Annotated in this window: 15 protein-coding genes and 3 pseudogenes; 1 reads left to right on the top strand and 17 read right to left on the bottom strand. The window is 56.3% G+C overall.

The genetic code is table 11. The annotated features are described in order from the left end of the window. Nucleotides 1–72: 72 nt before the first annotated feature. The 5 genes and pseudogenes from PD885_RS08320 to PD885_RS08300 form a co-directional block, all read right to left on the bottom strand. A complete protein-coding gene (locus PD885_RS08320; protein WP_231892730.1) occupies nucleotides 73–897 on the bottom strand; it encodes a hypothetical protein in 825 nt (274 codons plus the stop codon). Then, nucleotides 890–1,873, bottom strand: a pseudogene (locus tag PD885_RS08315) (TraG/VirB4 family ATPase); the annotation flags it as partial. The gene PD885_RS08320 and the pseudogene PD885_RS08315, both read right to left, overlap by 8 nt. Nucleotides 1,874–1,956: 83 nt before the next feature. After that, entirely contained in the window at nucleotides 1,957–3,153 is a 1,197-nt protein-coding gene (locus tag PD885_RS08310; protein WP_231892731.1) for a peptidoglycan-binding domain-containing protein, read from the bottom strand. A gap of 165 nt (nucleotides 3,154–3,318) precedes the next feature. Further along, the gene (locus tag PD885_RS20620) at nucleotides 3,319–3,915 is read right to left on the bottom strand and encodes a hypothetical protein (protein ID WP_145954055.1); all 597 of its coding nucleotides are present in this window, start codon (nucleotides 3,913–3,915) and stop codon (nucleotides 3,319–3,321) included. Between the two features lie 327 nt (nucleotides 3,916–4,242). Further along, nucleotides 4,243–4,785 (bottom strand): annotated as a pseudogene (locus PD885_RS08300) (IS5 family transposase); the annotation flags it as partial. 38 nt (nucleotides 4,786–4,823) lie between these two features. On the opposite strand from PD885_RS08300, the gene PD885_RS08295 reads away from it, so the two are divergent. After that, nucleotides 4,824–5,630 carry an IS5 family transposase gene (locus PD885_RS08295; protein ID WP_002802516.1) on the top strand — a complete coding sequence of 269 codons (807 nt, stop codon included), beginning with the start codon at nucleotides 4,824–4,826 and terminating at the stop codon, nucleotides 5,628–5,630. A gap of 8 nt (nucleotides 5,631–5,638) precedes the next feature. Here the strand turns inward: PD885_RS08295 and PD885_RS08290 are convergent. From PD885_RS08290 to PD885_RS08235, 12 genes and pseudogenes are all read right to left on the bottom strand, one after another. Beyond that, nucleotides 5,639–6,085, bottom strand: a pseudogene (locus PD885_RS08290) (IS5 family transposase); the annotation flags it as partial. A 127-nt stretch (nucleotides 6,086–6,212) separates the two neighbouring features. Continuing rightward, on the bottom strand, nucleotides 6,213–6,572 hold the full coding sequence (locus PD885_RS08285; protein ID WP_323193939.1) for a DUF4189 domain-containing protein: 360 nt from the start codon (nucleotides 6,570–6,572) through the stop codon (nucleotides 6,213–6,215). Between the two features lie 157 nt (nucleotides 6,573–6,729). After that, nucleotides 6,730–7,836 (bottom strand): TrbL/VirB6 family protein, encoded by a 1,107-nt coding sequence (locus PD885_RS08280; RefSeq protein WP_088056789.1) that lies wholly within the window; start codon nucleotides 7,834–7,836, stop codon nucleotides 6,730–6,732. Between the two features lie 95 nt (nucleotides 7,837–7,931). Beyond that, nucleotides 7,932–8,756 (bottom strand): hypothetical protein, encoded by an 825-nt coding sequence (locus tag PD885_RS08275; RefSeq protein ID WP_231892730.1) that lies wholly within the window; start codon nucleotides 8,754–8,756, stop codon nucleotides 7,932–7,934. Then, complete coding sequence (locus tag PD885_RS08270; RefSeq protein ID WP_002809993.1) at nucleotides 8,749–11,202, bottom strand: VirB4 family type IV secretion/conjugal transfer ATPase; 2,454 nt, start codon at nucleotides 11,200–11,202, stop codon at nucleotides 8,749–8,751. The genes PD885_RS08275 and PD885_RS08270 overlap by 8 nt, the downstream gene beginning before the upstream one ends. A gap of 100 nt (nucleotides 11,203–11,302) precedes the next feature. Further along, entirely contained in the window at nucleotides 11,303–11,614 is a 312-nt protein-coding gene (locus tag PD885_RS08265; protein WP_002809996.1) for a VirB3 family type IV secretion system protein, read from the bottom strand. Next, a complete protein-coding gene (locus tag PD885_RS08260) occupies nucleotides 11,607–12,014 on the bottom strand; it encodes a TrbC/VirB2 family protein (protein WP_002810001.1) in 408 nt (135 codons plus the stop codon). The genes PD885_RS08265 and PD885_RS08260 overlap by 8 nt, the downstream gene beginning before the upstream one ends. A gap of 58 nt (nucleotides 12,015–12,072) precedes the next feature. After that, nucleotides 12,073–12,891, bottom strand: coding sequence for a lytic transglycosylase domain-containing protein (locus PD885_RS08255; protein ID WP_040762794.1), 819 nt, complete (start codon nucleotides 12,889–12,891; stop codon nucleotides 12,073–12,075). 58 nt (nucleotides 12,892–12,949) lie between these two features. After that, on the bottom strand, nucleotides 12,950–13,990 hold the full coding sequence (gene virB11, locus PD885_RS08250; RefSeq protein ID WP_002810007.1) for a P-type DNA transfer ATPase VirB11: 1,041 nt from the start codon (nucleotides 13,988–13,990) through the stop codon (nucleotides 12,950–12,952). A 14-nt stretch (nucleotides 13,991–14,004) separates the two neighbouring features. Next, nucleotides 14,005–15,186 (bottom strand): TraB/TrbI/VirB10 family type IV secretion system protein, encoded by a 1,182-nt coding sequence (locus PD885_RS08245; protein ID WP_088056788.1) that lies wholly within the window; start codon nucleotides 15,184–15,186, stop codon nucleotides 14,005–14,007. Further along, on the bottom strand, nucleotides 15,183–15,950 hold the full coding sequence (locus PD885_RS08240) for a TrbG/VirB9 family P-type conjugative transfer protein (protein ID WP_088056787.1): 768 nt from the start codon (nucleotides 15,948–15,950) through the stop codon (nucleotides 15,183–15,185). Before PD885_RS08240 ends, PD885_RS08245 begins: the two co-directional genes overlap by 4 nt. Next, complete coding sequence (locus PD885_RS08235) at nucleotides 15,947–16,957, bottom strand: type IV secretion system protein (RefSeq protein ID WP_002810020.1); 1,011 nt, start codon at nucleotides 16,955–16,957, stop codon at nucleotides 15,947–15,949. The genes PD885_RS08240 and PD885_RS08235 overlap by 4 nt, the downstream gene beginning before the upstream one ends. Nucleotides 16,958–17,071: the final 114 nt, after the last annotated feature.

The raw sequence follows: 17,071 nt of genomic DNA, 5'->3' as shown, positions 1-17,071 counted from the left end.
GCTGCGCCGTAGGGCAGTTGCTGCCCGAAATTGAGTCCATTGCATACGCGCTTGCGCCATCGTCAAGGCGCCTCAGTCCTTGTCGATCGCCAGTTCTCGCATTCCATCTGGCTTTTTGGATTTGATCGCTTTGAATGCCACCTCCATCGCCACACCCGCCACGATCGTCTGGCCAAGATTCAGCAGGTTATCCGGCACCCACGTTGGAATCCAGAAGGGGCGATTATTCGTATTCGGCGCTTCCTTGCCGGCCATCGCCGCCTTGGCCGCGGCCGTCTGTTGACCGGTCAGATACGCTACCCGCTTGTCGTAGGCGAACATCGCCGATTCCATCTGCTGCCGGTCGATCTCCATCATCGCTTTCAACGCCAGCAGCTGGTTGGTGTTGCTTTCCAGCAAGCCGATATTCTGCCCGCCGATCTCCTGCCGGTTTTTCTCGATCTTGCGCAGCCGCTTCAGCCGCTCATTCGTGATCTCATACATCGCCACCACATAGTTGTACTGCGCATTGAGCGTGCGCTGGACCAACTCGCAGGACTCTTTCTGCGAACCGGACACCGGCGTACCAGTGGTGGTGGCAGCACAGGCCGCAACGCCTTGATCGTCCGGAATCCTCCCCAGCTTCTCCTTGGGCTTTGCGACTTCTTCGCCACTGGACTGCTCTCCATCGCCATGATTGATCGCCTGGTTCTTGCGAATTGCGTCGGCCTTTTCATTGAGCGCCTTGTCGACCACCTCCCACTGCGCACTGGCCGCGCCCGCAAGGCACAGCAGCACCAGGCCCGCACATACTCGAGAAAACTGTCTGAACCTGGTTGTCATGGTGTTCTTCGCCTCCTGTGACACTAACGGATGGGTTGCCGGGTGAACCTGTCGATCGATGCGGGCATTACGCATCTTCGACCTCCTTGTCCTTGGCCGAGGTGCGCTTGCCCGAGCCCTTGCGGTTGGCGTAGAACGCCTCCAGCCACTGCTCCGGGGTCAGCTGCTCCACGCTCACCCCCAGCTGGCCAGCCTGGCGCGCCAGCACCTGATGCAGAATCTCGATGTTGTCGGTCGACGACGAAATCACCGACAGCGCATCGTCCATGCCGCGCAGGTTGAGCTGGCACACCGCCGAGGCGTGGCCCTGCTTGACCAGAAAGCAGCGCGAGCGCTCGTCCAACGACGCCACCACCCGATACTCCGCATCGGTCAGCTTGAGCCCTTCCATATAGTCGCTGCGGCTGGCGCTCGGATTGGGCAACAGGATCATCGTGGCCGTCTGCTCGATCAGCGCCGCGGCAATGTCGCTGGCAAGCGCATCCTCCGGGCTTTGCGTGGCAAAGATGCCCAGACCGTTTTGCTTACGGATGGTCTTCTGCTTGTTCTTGGCAAAGTCCTTCAAGCCGCCCTTGCCGTCCAGGATCTTCCAGAATTCGTCCATCACATAGATCAGCGGACGCCCGTCGATCAGCGCTTCCAACCGGTGCAGCAGATAATTGATCACCGGCACCCGCACTTCGGCGTTGTCGATCACATCGGTGTAGTCGAAACCAATGATCGAGGCGTTTTGCAGATCGATCGTGTCCACCGGGTTGTCGAACACCCAGCCCAGCGAGTTGCCGGCGGTCCAGCGACGCAGCCGTGCATACAGCCCGTCGTCGCCCATGTTGGGCAGGCTCTTGCGAAAGTTGCTCATGCTGCGCAAGTGCATCGGCGTGTCCAGCATGCCTTCCACTGCACGGTAGATGTCTTCTTCCTCGCGCGAGCTGTAATCGGCCTTGCCGCCCAGCACCTTGATCAGCTCGGACAGAAACTGCGTGTTGGCCTCGTTGCGCTCGCACTGGAATGGGTTGAAGCCGGTCGGTGCGCCGTTTTCCAGTGCCAGATAAAAGCGCCAAAAGCACGATGGCCCTGGCAGATACCAAGGCCATCAGTTGTCAGTTGAGCGTTACGACTTGGCGTAACGACGTTCTAGAGCGTTAGGCCGCGCGTACCGGGGTCTGGCGTCTGCGGCTGTGTCTGCGCTTGCTGCGCCTGCCGCTGATTTTCCTCGGCCACTTGCCGGCTGCTGTGCTCCAACGGCCGAGTTTGCACCTGATCGCGATCCACAAATACCAGGCGCATCGCCGGGTCGGTCATTTCGCCCTGCAAGGCAAAAAACCTATCACCGCTCTTGCTGAGCGTCACGTGGTCGATGCGTTTTAGACCATCCACCTTGGCTTCAAACACCAGCTGTCCAGCCGCTTGCTGGAGCTCTTGCCGGTTGGAGAAACCGCCACGTTCGCCCAGTGCTTCCAACTTGCTGACCGCGCCGTTATACATCGCGCTGTCTGGGTGGCGCGGATCGGACAGCAAAAGCACGCCCGCCAGTGCAGGCACAGTTGGAGCGGCGGTCTGCTCGACGTGTTTGGCGGTGTGCTGCGACAGCGCTTGGCCTAAAGCAGCATGCGTCTGTCGTCCCACCACACCATCCACATGCAGACCGTGCTCACGCTGAAATTGCTCCACGGCGTGCTTGGTGTTGGCGCCGAAGTCGCCATCGGCATGCAACGGCCTGCCGTCGCGGCCTTGATAGCCGAGTTGGGCTAGCTGGCTTTGCAGTTGCTTGATTGACTGGCCGCGCTCGCCGTTGTCCAGCTGTGCAGAGTGCGACGCGTCGCGTCTTGGCTGCTGAGGTGCAGCAAGCTGCTGGGAAGGCTGGGAATTGATTTGCTTCCAAGCCTGCTCAGGTGACACACCGCTTTCAATTGCTTCGCGGTATGACTGGCGCATAGTGTTCAAGGCTTGCGCTGTCTCTGCGCTGGTGATCGAGGCATGATTCGAGCCACCGGGCTTGTCGTAGTAGCTTTTTCCAGTATCTGGATCGGCAATACTCGCCCACTCTTGCGAGAGAGCATTTTGTGCATCATGTAACGATGAACCGGGCTCACCGGTAATGTACTTGCGAACGTCAGACTTCTTGTGCGTTATCAGGTAGTCAGAAAATACCTGATCTTGAACCTCTGGCGTAAAAGCATGAGACCGATCAAGACCCAGCTTATCTACAGCAGCGCTCATTGTAGAAGATATGACCTGATAGCGCCCCACCGCAAAAAGCCGATCTTCATCGCCTCTAGGCAAAGCCTGACTATCCATGACATCACCAACGGTCATGGATGAAAAATCCAAGGAGCCTGTGCTTCCGCGGATATGCTCTCGCTCATCAGCTCCAACATAGGTGCCTCGGTTATAAGCATTGTAGTTGCTACGCCCAGACTCACCGCGCTGAATCAAATCTGCTAAGGGACTACTCATATCTCGCACCTCCTGTGAAGTTGAAAAAACTGAATTCAATCAGTTGCCACTGGATGAAACATCCCACCAAGAAACAAAAAGCCGGGACTTTTTACCTTCCACCAAACCGTCCTGAATCTCACCATAGGTGGATACTTTCAAGACTTTACGACCATCGTTACTGGAGAATTCTGTTATGCAGTTACCATCACCGCTACAGACATTCAGTTCCGGTAATTCGTCACAGACCATACATTGCTGGGGGTCCTTTGAGCATATACTTTCAAAGTCATCACCAATTACATTTTTTTTACATTCCGGATGAACCTTTGGCTTCCAGTTGCTGGAAATCACGTTTCTGCGTAGATCACCGTATGGCATACCTTCTTTAAATCCAACTGCGAGCTTTTCAATATCAACCGATTCAGGACTGGAAGCTGTACCTGCATTTTCCTTAGCGGCAGAAGAAGCTTCTGAATTTTCACTTCCTTTTGGATTCTGACCTTGAAGAACAGGATTACTTTCACCTTCACCCGAATTTTGCGATTGGCTCGCAACGGTTTTCTGCTGCTGTAGACTTTCTTGCTTGCATGCACTCAGACACGACAATACCGCGACAATTAATGCTAAGTATAAGCTTCTTGAAACTTCAATCACTCCGAACCCCTCATCAATGCCAATATAATTAAGATAGATAAAATATAATAAAAATTATATAGATATTAGCCTAGCGTATAGGAGCCACCCACCATATTAACCCTCATTACTTGCAGGCCGATTGTTTATGGCCGGCACATCCGACTACGGCTTTAAGGCAATACCATCCTAACCCACGCCTTCCAGTATTGAGCACGCCGTCAACTGAGCTAAGGATGGTCTGATCAACGCGGTCAGAGGATGAGGCAAGCCACATCGGTCACGCCAACGACGCTCAGATCCTCGGTTTTTCGCCGTTTCCGGCGCGTTTGCGGGGTGTTGCCCGGGTTACAGGCACACCTTCCCCACGGCAGGCATCAACTGCTTTCGCTTCATCCACAGGTTCGACATCGCAAACAGCGTCAGCACCTGCGCCGTATTCTTCGCCAGGCCGCGATAGCGCACCTTGACGTAGCCAAACTGGCGCTTGATCACTCGAAACAGGTGTTCCACCTTCGCACGTAGGCTGGCTTTGGTGTGCTCCCAGCGTTGGGCCCACTTCAATTCGCGCTTGCTCTTGATCTGCTGTAGCTTCGAGGGCTTCTCCGCGATCAGGTAGCGCAGCTTGCGCTTGCTCGCCATCTCTTTGCGCTTGTCCAACCCGGTGTAGCCGCTATCGCCGCACACCGTGTCCTCCTTGCCGTGAAGCAGCTTGTGTGCCTGCGTGATGTCGGCCGCGTTGGCCGCCGTGCATTCCACGTGGTGCACCAGGCCGGACGCATCGTCTACCCCGATATGCGCCTTCATCCCGAAGTAATACTGATTGCCTTTCTTGGTCTGGTGCATCTGCGGGTCGCGCTCGCCGGCCTTGTTCTTGGTCGAACTAGAGCGTGTTATGAACTTTGCCCTTGTCACGCTAACGTATACGGATGAAGCCTCGTAAGCCTTATTCCACCGATATTTCCGACGAAGAATGGGCCTTTGCGGCTCCCTATTTGACGCTGATGGACGTGCAGGCACCGCAGCGCAAGTATGAGCTACGCGCGATGTTCAACGCACTGCGGTGGATCGCGCGCGCCGGCGCACCATGGCGATTGCTTCCCAACGATTTTCCGCCCTGGGAAGCGGTGTATCAGCAAACACAGCGCTGGCTGCAAGCGGGCTGCTTTGAGGCCATGGTCAGTGATCTGCGCTCACTCTTGCGTGTGGCGCAAGGGAAAAAAGGCCAGCCGAGCGCGGTCATTTTCGATGCTCGCACGCTGCAGTCCACCTGCGAAAGCGGGCCGCGTGCTGGATACGATGGCTATAAACGCAAGAAAGGCAGCAAGGTACACATGGCCGTCGATACGCTTGGACATCTGCTCGCTGTCCAGGTGACGCCGGCTAATGAGCAGGAGCGCGCGCAAGTCCGATCGTTGGCACAAGAGGTACAACACGTGACCGGTGAAACGGTCAAGATCGCCTTTGTTGATCAGGGCTACACCGGTCAAGAACCGGCGCAGGCGGCCACGGAAGAAGGCATTGAGTTGCAAGTGATCAAGCTGCAAGAAGCGAAAAAAGGCTTTGTCTTGCTGCCGCGCCGTTGGGTTGTCGAGCGCAGCTTCGGATGGGCCAATCGTTTCAGACGGCTGGCACGCGACTACGAGCGATTGCCGGAAACCTTGGCCGGTTTGCACTTCGTCGTCTTCACGATCCTGATGCTTGGAAATGCAGCCACCCTCTTTCAAAGTTCATAACACGCTCTAGGCGCAGCAATGATCGTGGCGTCCACGATCGTGCCGCCTCGCAGGCGCTGTCCCTTGCGCGACAGGTGAGCGTTGACCCGGTTGAATAGCTTGCGTGCCAGATCATGCCGCTCCAGCAACTGACGGAAGTTGAGAATCGTGGTCTCGTCCGGCACCTCGTCCAAGCTGCCGATCTTGGCGAAACGACGCATCGACACCGTGTCGTACAGGGCCTCTTCTGCCGACGGATCGCTCAGTGCGTACCACTGCTGCACAAAGTGGATGCGCAGCATCGTCTCCAGCGGATACGGCTGTCGCCCCGGTTGCCCCGACCTCGGATAGTGCGGCGCGATCAGCGTCAGCAGGTCCTTCCACGGCACCACCTGATCCATCTCCGACAAGAACACCTCGCGCAGTGTCCGCTTGCGCTTGCCGTTGTACTCCGCGTCGCCAAAAGACAGTTGCATCGTTATCGTTCCGTTGGCTCTATACGATTGTCGCAGGATCAGAGGGAGTTGTTCAGACCTTCCCTAATGCAAAACAGACGCATCAAAACCGAAAATTCTTTTACAATCAGTTAAATCAAGGAGAGCTCTAAAAGTTTTTAAATATCGGCTTAGTACAATCTTTATAAATAACAGAACAATTTGATCCGCCCTTTTTCCTACACATATCTATTGCGTCGCCTTCTGCAAGAGCCATACTTGGCCCACCTGCCACCCCTGATCTACCCTGCGTCGAGCTTGGGGATGCAAGTGCAACACATTGATTCCGATAAGTGAAAGTAACAGTACAGCCATGAAACCCTGCAACCTGACATTGATCTATTGCGTCAGCCTCCGCATCTTTTTTTGATGTCTTTCCTGTGGATGCCCAAGCCTCGGAACTATCTTCTGCATTGACAATAGCTCCCCAAGTTTTAATCCATTCGCCTATAGGCCTAGGTGGAGGCATTGGGCTATCGCCCCTAGAAGTCCCGGAATCGGGTCCACATTGCGGGCTACCCGGCGCCACGCCGACAGGGCAAGAAGTTTGAGCATCTGCATTAACCACAAAAGCCAATAAAAAAAATAATATATATAAAATTCGCATATATCTTGCCTTATTGAATTTAAGTATTCTGATTATTGGAAGCTATTCCGCGAGCACCTGTACTTACTGTGGAAGTAGGCGTCTCATTACCACTGCTTCTCGTATTAACTTGACTGGCCCTTCTTTGGTCATTTACAGAACGCACATCATCATTAGCCGGCACCGGCACCGCCTGCGACCGCCCACTACTACCATCCTGGCTCGCCCGATCCAGCTGCCCCAGCGCCGAGTACGCCGTGAACTGGCCCAGCGTGCCCTGGAAGAAAGATGCAGCCATCGGCGGTGCGGTGATGATCAACGTCGTCAGTACCAAGCCTAATCCTCCTTGTTGCAGCGCCATGCTGCTGATGCCTTCGCCGGTGCCGCCGTTTATTGCAAACTTCATCAAAAATGCCGCGCCTACCGCACCCACTACCTTCGTCGCCAAGCTTACCGTAAAGGTCAGCACCGACAACGAGAACATCGTGCCGACCCCGTACAACAACCACTTGCTGAAAAGCGACTTCGTGGCTTGGAATAACAGACACAGGATGAATAATGGACCAAACCCCACCACCAGCGCCATCGCTATCTTGTTCAGCAGCAGCATCGAGCCCGCCACCACGCCAGGCCCCGCCATGCCGATGCCCGTAAACCAGCGCGCACGCTCCTTGGCGCTATCGCTTTCGGCATCGCCGCCGGTCTTGATCTGGTCAAGACCCGACATCGCCACCTGCATCAGCATCAGGTTCTTGTCGATCGCTTCGTACGGGCTGTCGGAGTCGCCGGTCACCGTCTGGGTGATCGCCTCGCTGATCCCGTCGGTCAGCGTCCAATATAGCTGCGGCGAGCCCTTGGCCATGCTCGTGGCAACACCGATGATCAACGCCGCACGCAGGGCCGTCACCACCAGCCCCATCGCCGCCTCACGCGACTGGCCCGTCACAATCCGATACCCCTGGATCAGAATGCACAGCGTCAGCAGCGTCAGCGCCATCACCCCCACCCATGCGGTCGTGCGCTGCAACAATTCCCACTGGAAAATCGCAATCTCGTCGCGCAGGTAATCGTTGATCAGACGAAAGAATTTGTAATTGCCGATATTCGTCAAAAAATCGGTGATACTCACAGAAACAGTGATACTCATAAGTCACCACATCCACTAAGACGGCTGCGCCGTAGGGCAGTTGCTGCCCGAAATTGAGTCCATTGCATACGCGCTTGCGCCATCGTCAAGGCGCCTCAGTCCTTGTCGATCGCCAGTTCTCGCATTCCATCTGGCTTTTTGGATTTGATCGCTTTGAATGCCACCTCCATCGCCACACCCGCCACGATCGTCTGGCCAAGATTCAGCAGGTTATCCGGCACCCACGTTGGAATCCAGAAGGGGCGATTATTCGTATTCGGCGCTTCCTTGCCGGCCATCGCCGCCTTGGCCGCGGCCGTCTGTTGACCGGTCAGATACGCTACCCGCTTGTCGTAGGCGAACATCGCCGATTCCATCTGCTGCCGGTCGATCTCCATCATCGCTTTCAACGCCAGCAGCTGGTTGGTGTTGCTTTCCAGCAAGCCGATATTCTGCCCGCCGATCTCCTGCCGGTTTTTCTCGATCTTGCGCAGCCGCTTCAGCCGCTCATTCGTGATCTCATACATCGCCACCACATAGTTGTACTGCGCATTGAGCGTGCGCTGGACCAACTCGCAGGACTCTTTCTGCGAACCGGACACCGGCGTACCAGTGGTGGTGGCAGCACAGGCCGCAACGCCTTGATCGTCCGGAATCCTCCCCAGCTTCTCCTTGGGCTTTGCGACTTCTTCGCCACTGGACTGCTCTCCATCGCCATGATTGATCGCCTGGTTCTTGCGAATTGCGTCGGCCTTTTCATTGAGCGCCTTGTCGACCACCTCCCACTGCGCACTGGCCGCGCCCGCAAGGCACAGCAGCACCAGGCCCGCACATACTCGAGAAAACTGTCTGAACCTGGTTGTCATGGTGTTCTTCGCCTCCTGTGACACTAACGGATGGGTTGCCGGGTGAACCTGTCGATCGATGCGGGCATTACGCATCTTCGACCTCCTTGTCCTTGGCCGAGGTGCGCTTGCCCGAGCCCTTGCGGTTGGCGTAGAACGCCTCCAGCCACTGCTCCGGGGTCAGCTGCTCCACGCTCACCCCCAGCTGGCCAGCCTGGCGCGCCAGCACCTGATGCAGAATCTCGATGTTGTCGGTCGACGACGAAATCACCGACAGCGCATCGTCCATGCCGCGCAGGTTGAGCTGGCACACCGCCGAGGCGTGGCCCTGCTTGACCAGAAAGCAGCGCGAGCGCTCGTCCAACGACGCCACCACCCGATACTCCGCATCGGTCAGCTTGAGCCCTTCCATATAGTCGCTGCGGCTGGCGCTCGGATTGGGCAACAGGATCATCGTGGCCGTCTGCTCGATCAGCGCCGCGGCAATGTCGCTGGCAAGCGCATCCTCCGGGCTTTGCGTGGCAAAGATGCCCAGACCGTTTTGCTTACGGATGGTCTTCTGCTTGTTCTTGGCAAAGTCCTTCAAGCCGCCCTTGCCGTCCAGGATCTTCCAGAATTCGTCCATCACATAGATCAGCGGACGCCCGTCGATCAGCGCTTCCAACCGGTGCAGCAGATAATTGATCACCGGCACCCGCACTTCGGCGTTGTCGATCACATCGGTGTAGTCGAAACCAATGATCGAGGCGTTTTGCAGATCGATCGTGTCCACCGGGTTGTCGAACACCCAGCCCAGCGAGTTGCCGGCGGTCCAGCGACGCAGCCGTGCATACAGCCCGTCGTCGCCCATGTTGGGCAGGCTCTTGCGAAAGTTGCTCATGCTGCGCAAGTGCATCGGCGTGTCCAGCATGCCTTCCACTGCACGGTAGATGTCTTCTTCCTCGCGCGAGCTGTAATCGGCCTTGCCGCCCAGCACCTTGATCAGCTCGGACAGAAACTGCGTGTTGGCCTCGTTGCGCTCGCACTGGAATGGGTTGAAGCCGGTCGGTGCGCCGTTTTCCAGTGCCAGATAATTGCCGCCGCAGGCGCGTACGAAGATCTCCGCGCCACGGTCCTTGTCGAAGAAGAAGATCGTCGGAACCGGGTCGAACTTCTGCACCTGACTCAACAGAAAGTTGATCAGCGCGGTCTTGCCGGTACCGGACTTGCCGATCACCATCGTGTTGCCGATCGCCTTCTCGCCCAACGAATTCTCCGCCGGGTGCGTGGCGTGGAAGTTGAAGTAATACGGTTGACCATTGGTGGTCTGCAGCGTGGTGACGCACTCCCCCCACGGATTGTTGTACTGCTTGCCCTGCGCGAAGTTGTGCAACGGCGACAGCCCCAAAAAGTTGAGCGAACTCAGGTTGGCGAGGCGCGTCCGGAAGCGCCAGTTGCCCGGCAGCTGCGCATAGAACGAGGAGGCGATCGCCAGGTCTTCCTTGGAGGACACGAAACCGGCGTTGGACAGCTCCGCACGCGTGGTCGCGATCTGCCTGGCAAGTTTGTCCTGGCTGTCGGCATACACTGCTAGGGTGAAGTGATACTCGCCCAGTACGAAGTTGCCCGACGCCACATCGTCCATTGCCAGGTCCAGGTCGCGGATCTGGCTGGAGGACTTGTCGCCCGAGGAAATCATCATGCCTTTGGTGCGCTCCAGCACCTTCAGCGCGTCGTGGCGACCGACCGGGCTGAAGGAATGGGTGACCACATACTCGAAGTCCAGATACTTCAGACCATTAAGAATGCCTGGATAGGTCCCATCGGCGTATTCCTTGACGTTGAGGATCGCGCCGAAATGATTGATCCCATCCGGCGTGCGGATGACAAAATCCCCGGTCTTGTTGGCAAACATATGCTTGCTGACAGGCAAATACGCCGGAACCGGCGCCTGCAGCACCGGCACCGGCTCGTCGATGCGATTGAGTAGATAGCCGAGAAACTCAAGCGCCTCCGAAAACACAATGCCATTCTTGGCTTCGTACATGCCAAGTCGATAGGGGGAATAATCCTTCAGCACGGCCTCCACGTTGGTGGCCAACTCGATCACCTTGGCGATCGCCTGCTCTTCTTCGATCCGAATCTTGTCTGGATCGCCAGACTTTTCCATCAATCGACGTCCAGTGACCACCGGGCGATAAATCATGCTGAAATACAGCTCGTTCTGCATGATTTTCTGCGACGACAACGACGCGTAATACGCATCGGACAGCGTCTGGTTGAACGACTGATTGAAACGGCTGGAGTTGCCGATCCTGCGACGACGACGGACATCGTGCACCCAAAACGCCACGTTGGCGAAATCCGGCGCACGCAGGGTCTGTACCAGACGGTTGAACGTGTTATGCCGCTGCTCAAGTTCGATCTCATCGCGTCCGACGAAGGGCAGACCCGCCAGATGCCAGATCAGCAGATAGTCGCCATCAGTCGTTTTGAGAACGGACGGCGCGACATGGGTCGAAACGGAGATAAATTCGCTGATCGGACTATCTGGGCTGAACATGGTCTTACCATTTTAAGAAGGAAGCATCACACCAATATTGTCGTGCCAAACACCAGCCCCACGCGGTTTGCGCGCGTGGGGTTGGTAGACTTTCACTTGCTCACTGACGATTTTTCGGGGGATTCTTTCGATATTCGTTGGGACTAAACACCCACATTCCCGAATAACGCTGGGCATTCCGAACACGCATACGGAACAACCAGCGCAAACCCAGTAATCTGAAAATCATCTCATCCCGCTTGGCCATCTGCTGCATGACGAAGATGATGACGGGAATCGTCAGTAGATACCAAAGATTGATGTACATCCCCAACAGCAGGCCACCGCCCGCGCCGATGAAGAATGGGATATAGGGCACTCCCAAAAACATCGCCGGACGGGTGCACCCACGGAAGAGCACGTCTTTATGCATAATACTGAGTGAAATTCAGCAGCGTCATGGCAGCCTCTCGGCAAGTATCGTTGCTTTCACTACCGCCGATCACCATGGCTGCAATCTGACTAGCTGCACCGATCAGGACACCGCCGATAAGGATTGGGGAAACCTCGGAAATACGCTTGTGCGCGAAGGCGATCTGGTAGCCGGCAACGATCACTGCGATTGTCACCACCACGGCTGATCCAATATTCAGCAGCTTCTCCACACCTGTCAGGAAGCCACACATTTTGCCTTTGGTCAATTCAATACCTTCGTCGGCCGCACCCGCAGCACCTGCAACCAACAGCAACGATGTGAAGAGCAATGCCTTCATCGCTTGAGTCCCGATCATCTTGGCATCGGCAGCCATTTTCTTGTCGATTTCAAATTTCATGTCTAACTCCTTGAGAACAGGGGGGATCTAGCAGCCATATCCTTGGCAGTTTTGCATCCTAAAAAACAAAAGCCGTGTCTGTTGGCTGAGTGACAGGCGCTGGCCGCGGCGTCTGCACAACACCTGATGCCTGATTACCGGCATCTGGATTTTTTTGCCCTGCAGCAGGAACGGCGACCCCGCGTCCTTGCCCTATTGCCTTGACGACATACAGCTCGTCGTCGGATGAAAGGGCCGGGGATGCCAGGGGCGGCAGCGTTGCTGGCGCAAGAGACGGAAGCATAGAGCCTTGCTGTGAAGCCTCTGTGCGCCCCGGGCTCGCCAGGTCCCGAATCCGACGCGCCACGATCGCATCGGCCAGCTCGGCGGCTGCCTGCCGCATGGGATTTTCGACACGTATCTTGATTGGTCGATTCGGAACCAAGGCGATGGGCTCAGCCCCCGAAGATGCCACCGACTGACGAATGGAGGCATAGATCTTCTGGACATAACCGTTCTTGAAGCCGGTCTCGAAATTACCCGAGTAATAGCAGCTAAAAGTCTTGCCCCAGTTGGCGCCGGACCGCGAGTGACACTCGGCCAGAATTCTGGATGCAGCCACCAGGTTGGGACACCTGGCGAATGCCATTTCGTAACTGGTCAGCCCGTATTTTTGCAGGTTGTAGCGATTGACCTGACCAAGTCCCAGCGAGAAATTGTAGCCCTTCTGCTCCAGCATCTTGGCCGTAGCAACCGCTTCTTCCAGCCCGTGCGGCTCACGCACCAGCCGACCGCCGACCACACCGATGGCGTACGGATTGCGCGAGGACTCCACGCGGACGACGTGCTGCATGACCTCGCCGGGAACGGCAAGTCCAGTGCACCCCATCAATTCCATGCCAGGCAGCATAGCGGTCTCCTTAAAAATCAGATCAACGTCAATCATTGGCGGCTGGTCAGCCGCCACGCAGAGTTCTTGCCGGATCAAAATCGATCCCGGTGATAAAGCGGCGCCCGGCATGCGCCTTGATATGCACCACGATATCGATGGTCATGCGCAATAGCCGCTTGATCACCTCAAACTCCAAGCCGGAACCTTCATTGGAAGCCTTCACCATCAGCGCCATTTGATCCCAGGTTTGATCAACGCTGCCGGCGTGGCAGCTGGTGATCGAACCGGGATGGCCAGACGCGCAGTTGCGAATAAAGTAAAACGATTCATCGCCACGCAACTCGGCGAGGATGATCCGATCCGGCTTCATACGCAGACAAGCTTCCATACAAGTCTTGGCAGTCACATTACTCGCACTCTGGCCGCCTTTCGAGTAAAGCAGGTGCACCGAATTGGGCTGGCTGATGAATAGCTCTCTGGCATCTTCGATGGTGACCAGGCGTTCCTCGTTCGGAATATGATTGACAAGGGCTTTCATGAAGGTGGTCTTGCCGCTACCGGTCGCACCAGCCACCACCACATTCTTCTTATAAAGCACCGATTTTTTGAAGAATTCCGAGTAATCCTTATTGCGACGCAACTCAAGCAGTTCGCGATCGTGGTCGCTGACATCGGCAGCCTGCTCAAGCACTTGGTCGAAAAACCCGTCGCGGGTGTATTGCTCAAGCGTCTTGGTGTGCTTGGACGGCAGGCGAATCGTGATCGAGATCTTACCGGCATCGCACGCAGGCGGAATGACGAACTGCGCACGTTGGCCGGTGGGAAAGGTCAGCGAGACCACCGGATCGGCATCGGTGATGCGCTGCCCGGTATTACTTTCGTTGACGACCGCGGTGCAGAATTGCCTGGCCCGATCAAAGGTCAGCGACGGCACCTCCATGCGCTGCCAACCGGTGATCGTTTCCAGATAGAGCTCGCCAGGACGATTGATACAGATTTCTGTGACTTCGGGAGAATTCAGATAGTCCAGGATTCCCAGCACAGAGTACTGATAATCCAGGAAATCATTCGAGATCCGCGCAGTCGGGGAATCGTCGATTGTCATGGCAGTCGTCGCGCTCACTTGGGTAGCACCGCCGAGAAATCGACATCTTTTGCGACGTAAACGTTCAAGACTGTCCCTTGATTGATCGTCAGCGTTGCAGGGCGACGCCCGGATTTTTCCACAGCCTGCTGGGCGAGCTGCTGCATGCTCTGTGCGGTGTTGCTCTCAAATGGTTGCTGCGTGATGGTCCCGGAGCCTACGCCAATCGTGGTCGTTTCAGGACCATACTCTGCAGCCGCGTATTTGAAAGCATCGCTCAAGAGGCTAATGAACAACGCCGAAGCGATCTTGTTTCCCAAGTGGGCGTTGTATTGGCCCGGATGACCAGCGCCGCCGAGCGTGTCAATGCCTGGGCCGACCAGAGTGACATCGAGCCCTGTGGGCGTGGTCACTCGATCCCAGACAACTTGCAGACGCCGGGTCGTTGGCTCACCAGCACCATACTGACCCAGCATTTTGGAGCCCTTCGGCAATAGAAGGTTGTGACCGTTGATCGAGTAAACCGGTTCGGTAACGATGCAGGACGTGTAGCCGCCGAAATCGGAAACGATCCGCGTCTCCAGAATGCAACGAATGTAGGTGCCACGCACGAGCAAACCGTCAGGATTGCTGATTGGCTTGGCCAACGTTACCTGCTCCTGTTCTTGGGCAGCAGGCTGTGCACCAAGCTGGCCCGGCATGCCGGGAACACCAGAACCACCAGCCTCGGCGGACTGCTCGGCCAGAATGCGGCGCTCCAACAAGGTCGGGCCGCGCGGACGCTCCGGGGCGGAAGCCGTGCTATCGCTGTCACCGGTAGGCATGGGCGGCAACGGCGGCAAATTCGGCTGCTGCGCCAGAGGCACCGGAGCCGGCTCCACGGGATCAGCCATATTCTGCGGAAGCGCCGGTGCGACGACCGTCTCGGCACGCGGCTTGACCGGTGCTGAGTCGCCAGAGTCGTGATTTGCCAACCAAAAAATAGCCAAAAGCAATACACCGGCGATCAGCGCGAGAAAAACCAATGCCTTCCGGTTCAACCGCTTGATATCGCTGGATCGCAGTACAGGCTCGTTCGCATCGAGATCCGGCTCCGCAGCCGCCTGCTGACGTGCAAAGTAGGGATTACTGCGCTCGTCGTGCTCGTTAGTCGAGCGTTCGTCCCCTCGGTTGTCGTGGGAGCGCTCATCAGGGCTGTTTGGAATGTTCGAGTTCACTTTTGCTTGTTCCTTCGCAGACCGACGACATTATCGCCATGACGAACTACCAGGAAAGGGTAAGTTCCATGCACGATCAAGGTATTACCCTCAACGGTCGTATTTACGAGAAAATCCTCGCTATGCTCCTTCTCCCGAGCAAAAACCGCCGGGAAGTTGCCCGTGGGGAATCGCGTTAAATCCATATTGATATAAGTGAACTTACCGTCATCATAGACCCGACTCGGAATCAACCAGGACTTCTTGGTCCGCGTCGCGTAATCATAGTCGTAGTAGTAGCGTCGATCCTTGAGAATCTTGGCATTCAACAGGGGACCATTCTTGGCAGCAGCTGCATCCTCGACGTTATTGAAACTCGTATCCTTTGGATAACTAAATACGACTTTGTACTGCACGCCCGCTTGCTTCGCCTGCTCCAGGCGTTGCCAGTCGGTCGCAACAACCTTGAGCTCAAGAATATAGGAGTGCGTGGCCGTACGAATCATCATATTCGTGTCGACGTCGACATTCTTCGGCTTCAAATAAAAGACATTCTCACGACGCGTGAGCTCCCAGCCTCCGGTGAAACCCGTACTGTAATCGAGAATTTTTTCATTCGGACTGAGCTCAATCTGGGTTGTGATACCCAGACCGGTACGCACCTGATAGATACGATCAGGTGCGTACTCATATTCCTGTACGACCTGAGCGGAGGCCGAGAATGCGCACAATACGAGTGGCAATGCTGCAGCCAATGCCGCCCTGTAGGGGTTAGAGGGTTTCATCGACCGCTTGCTCCATTGACATTGTTCGGCATCCCTTGGGGTTGGATCGTGGGCTGAGCTTTAGTTCGGCCGGCATGCTGCGCCTGGCCAGAATATCCAGGCTGCACCTGTTGCACCGGCGCACTACCTGGAGCCACCGGCATACCCTGTTGTACCGGGACACCGGCCTGCGGTGCAGCGCCAGCTACATTCGGATCGACCATGCCTGGAGTCATCTGCTGCTGGTATGCGGCGGCCTGCGGCGGCGTGCTGATCGAGGAAGGCGCTGCAGGCAAGACCGAATAGTCATTATCGACGCGATAATCGGTCACCCGGAAACCCAGGGGATTTTCCACCCTGAGACTGTCACTCATCTCAAGGTTGTCCTGGTAGGTAAACCCCATCGTCGCAATTTTATTGTCCAGGAGCGTGGTTACAGTGGAGCTCTTGTCGTAGACATTCCGCTGAAAACGTACCGTCGCACCGGTGTACGCCTTACCCTCGCCACCGATAAGGGTGATACTGAGGATATTGATACGGATCGCACGCAACGTTCCATACGTGTTGAAAGGTCTCATTGGATTATTGCCGGCGTACAGCGAGCGATACTCGGCAAGCACATTCGTGGCTGCCATCGCGGCAACAGTGTTCCAATCACGATCACGGATCGTGGACGCATCAAATGATTCGCGCGCCAGGATGAAACGCGCGATATTGCTGCGCGCCAATGCCTCGCTGGTACTGATGGTGCGTCCGCCATAATTCGCTTCGAGCTTGGCGATGGTGCTGGTGCCGGAATATGCATCGGCCATCACCAGATACGGAACCTTCTCCTTCAGCGGCAACATGTAGTAGTAGCCACCCGCCGTCATGACGGTAATGAGCATGGAAACGATCGCCACGATCCATGCACGCTTTTCGCTGCGGCGTGCGAGGTCGGCAATGCTGACCTCGTAGTTCACCGCTTTCTGGACGGCCGCGCCCACCTGGGCAGAACCGTCCTTTTCACTGACCTTCTTACGCAACATGTCTAGATCCGTCACCGTGGGGCCTTGTCAGGCCCGAAACTATTGCCGCGACGAGCGCGGACACATGGGAGCTTGAGCTGATTCGCCGACCAAATGCTTGAGAGCATCAAATCA

This window comes from Xanthomonas fragariae (genome assembly GCF_900183975.1).
Taxonomy (GTDB): Bacteria; Pseudomonadota; Gammaproteobacteria; order Xanthomonadales; family Xanthomonadaceae; genus Xanthomonas; species Xanthomonas fragariae.
The sequence above is the reverse complement of the archived record's forward strand: the minus strand, read 5'-3'. Positions and strand labels throughout refer to the sequence as shown.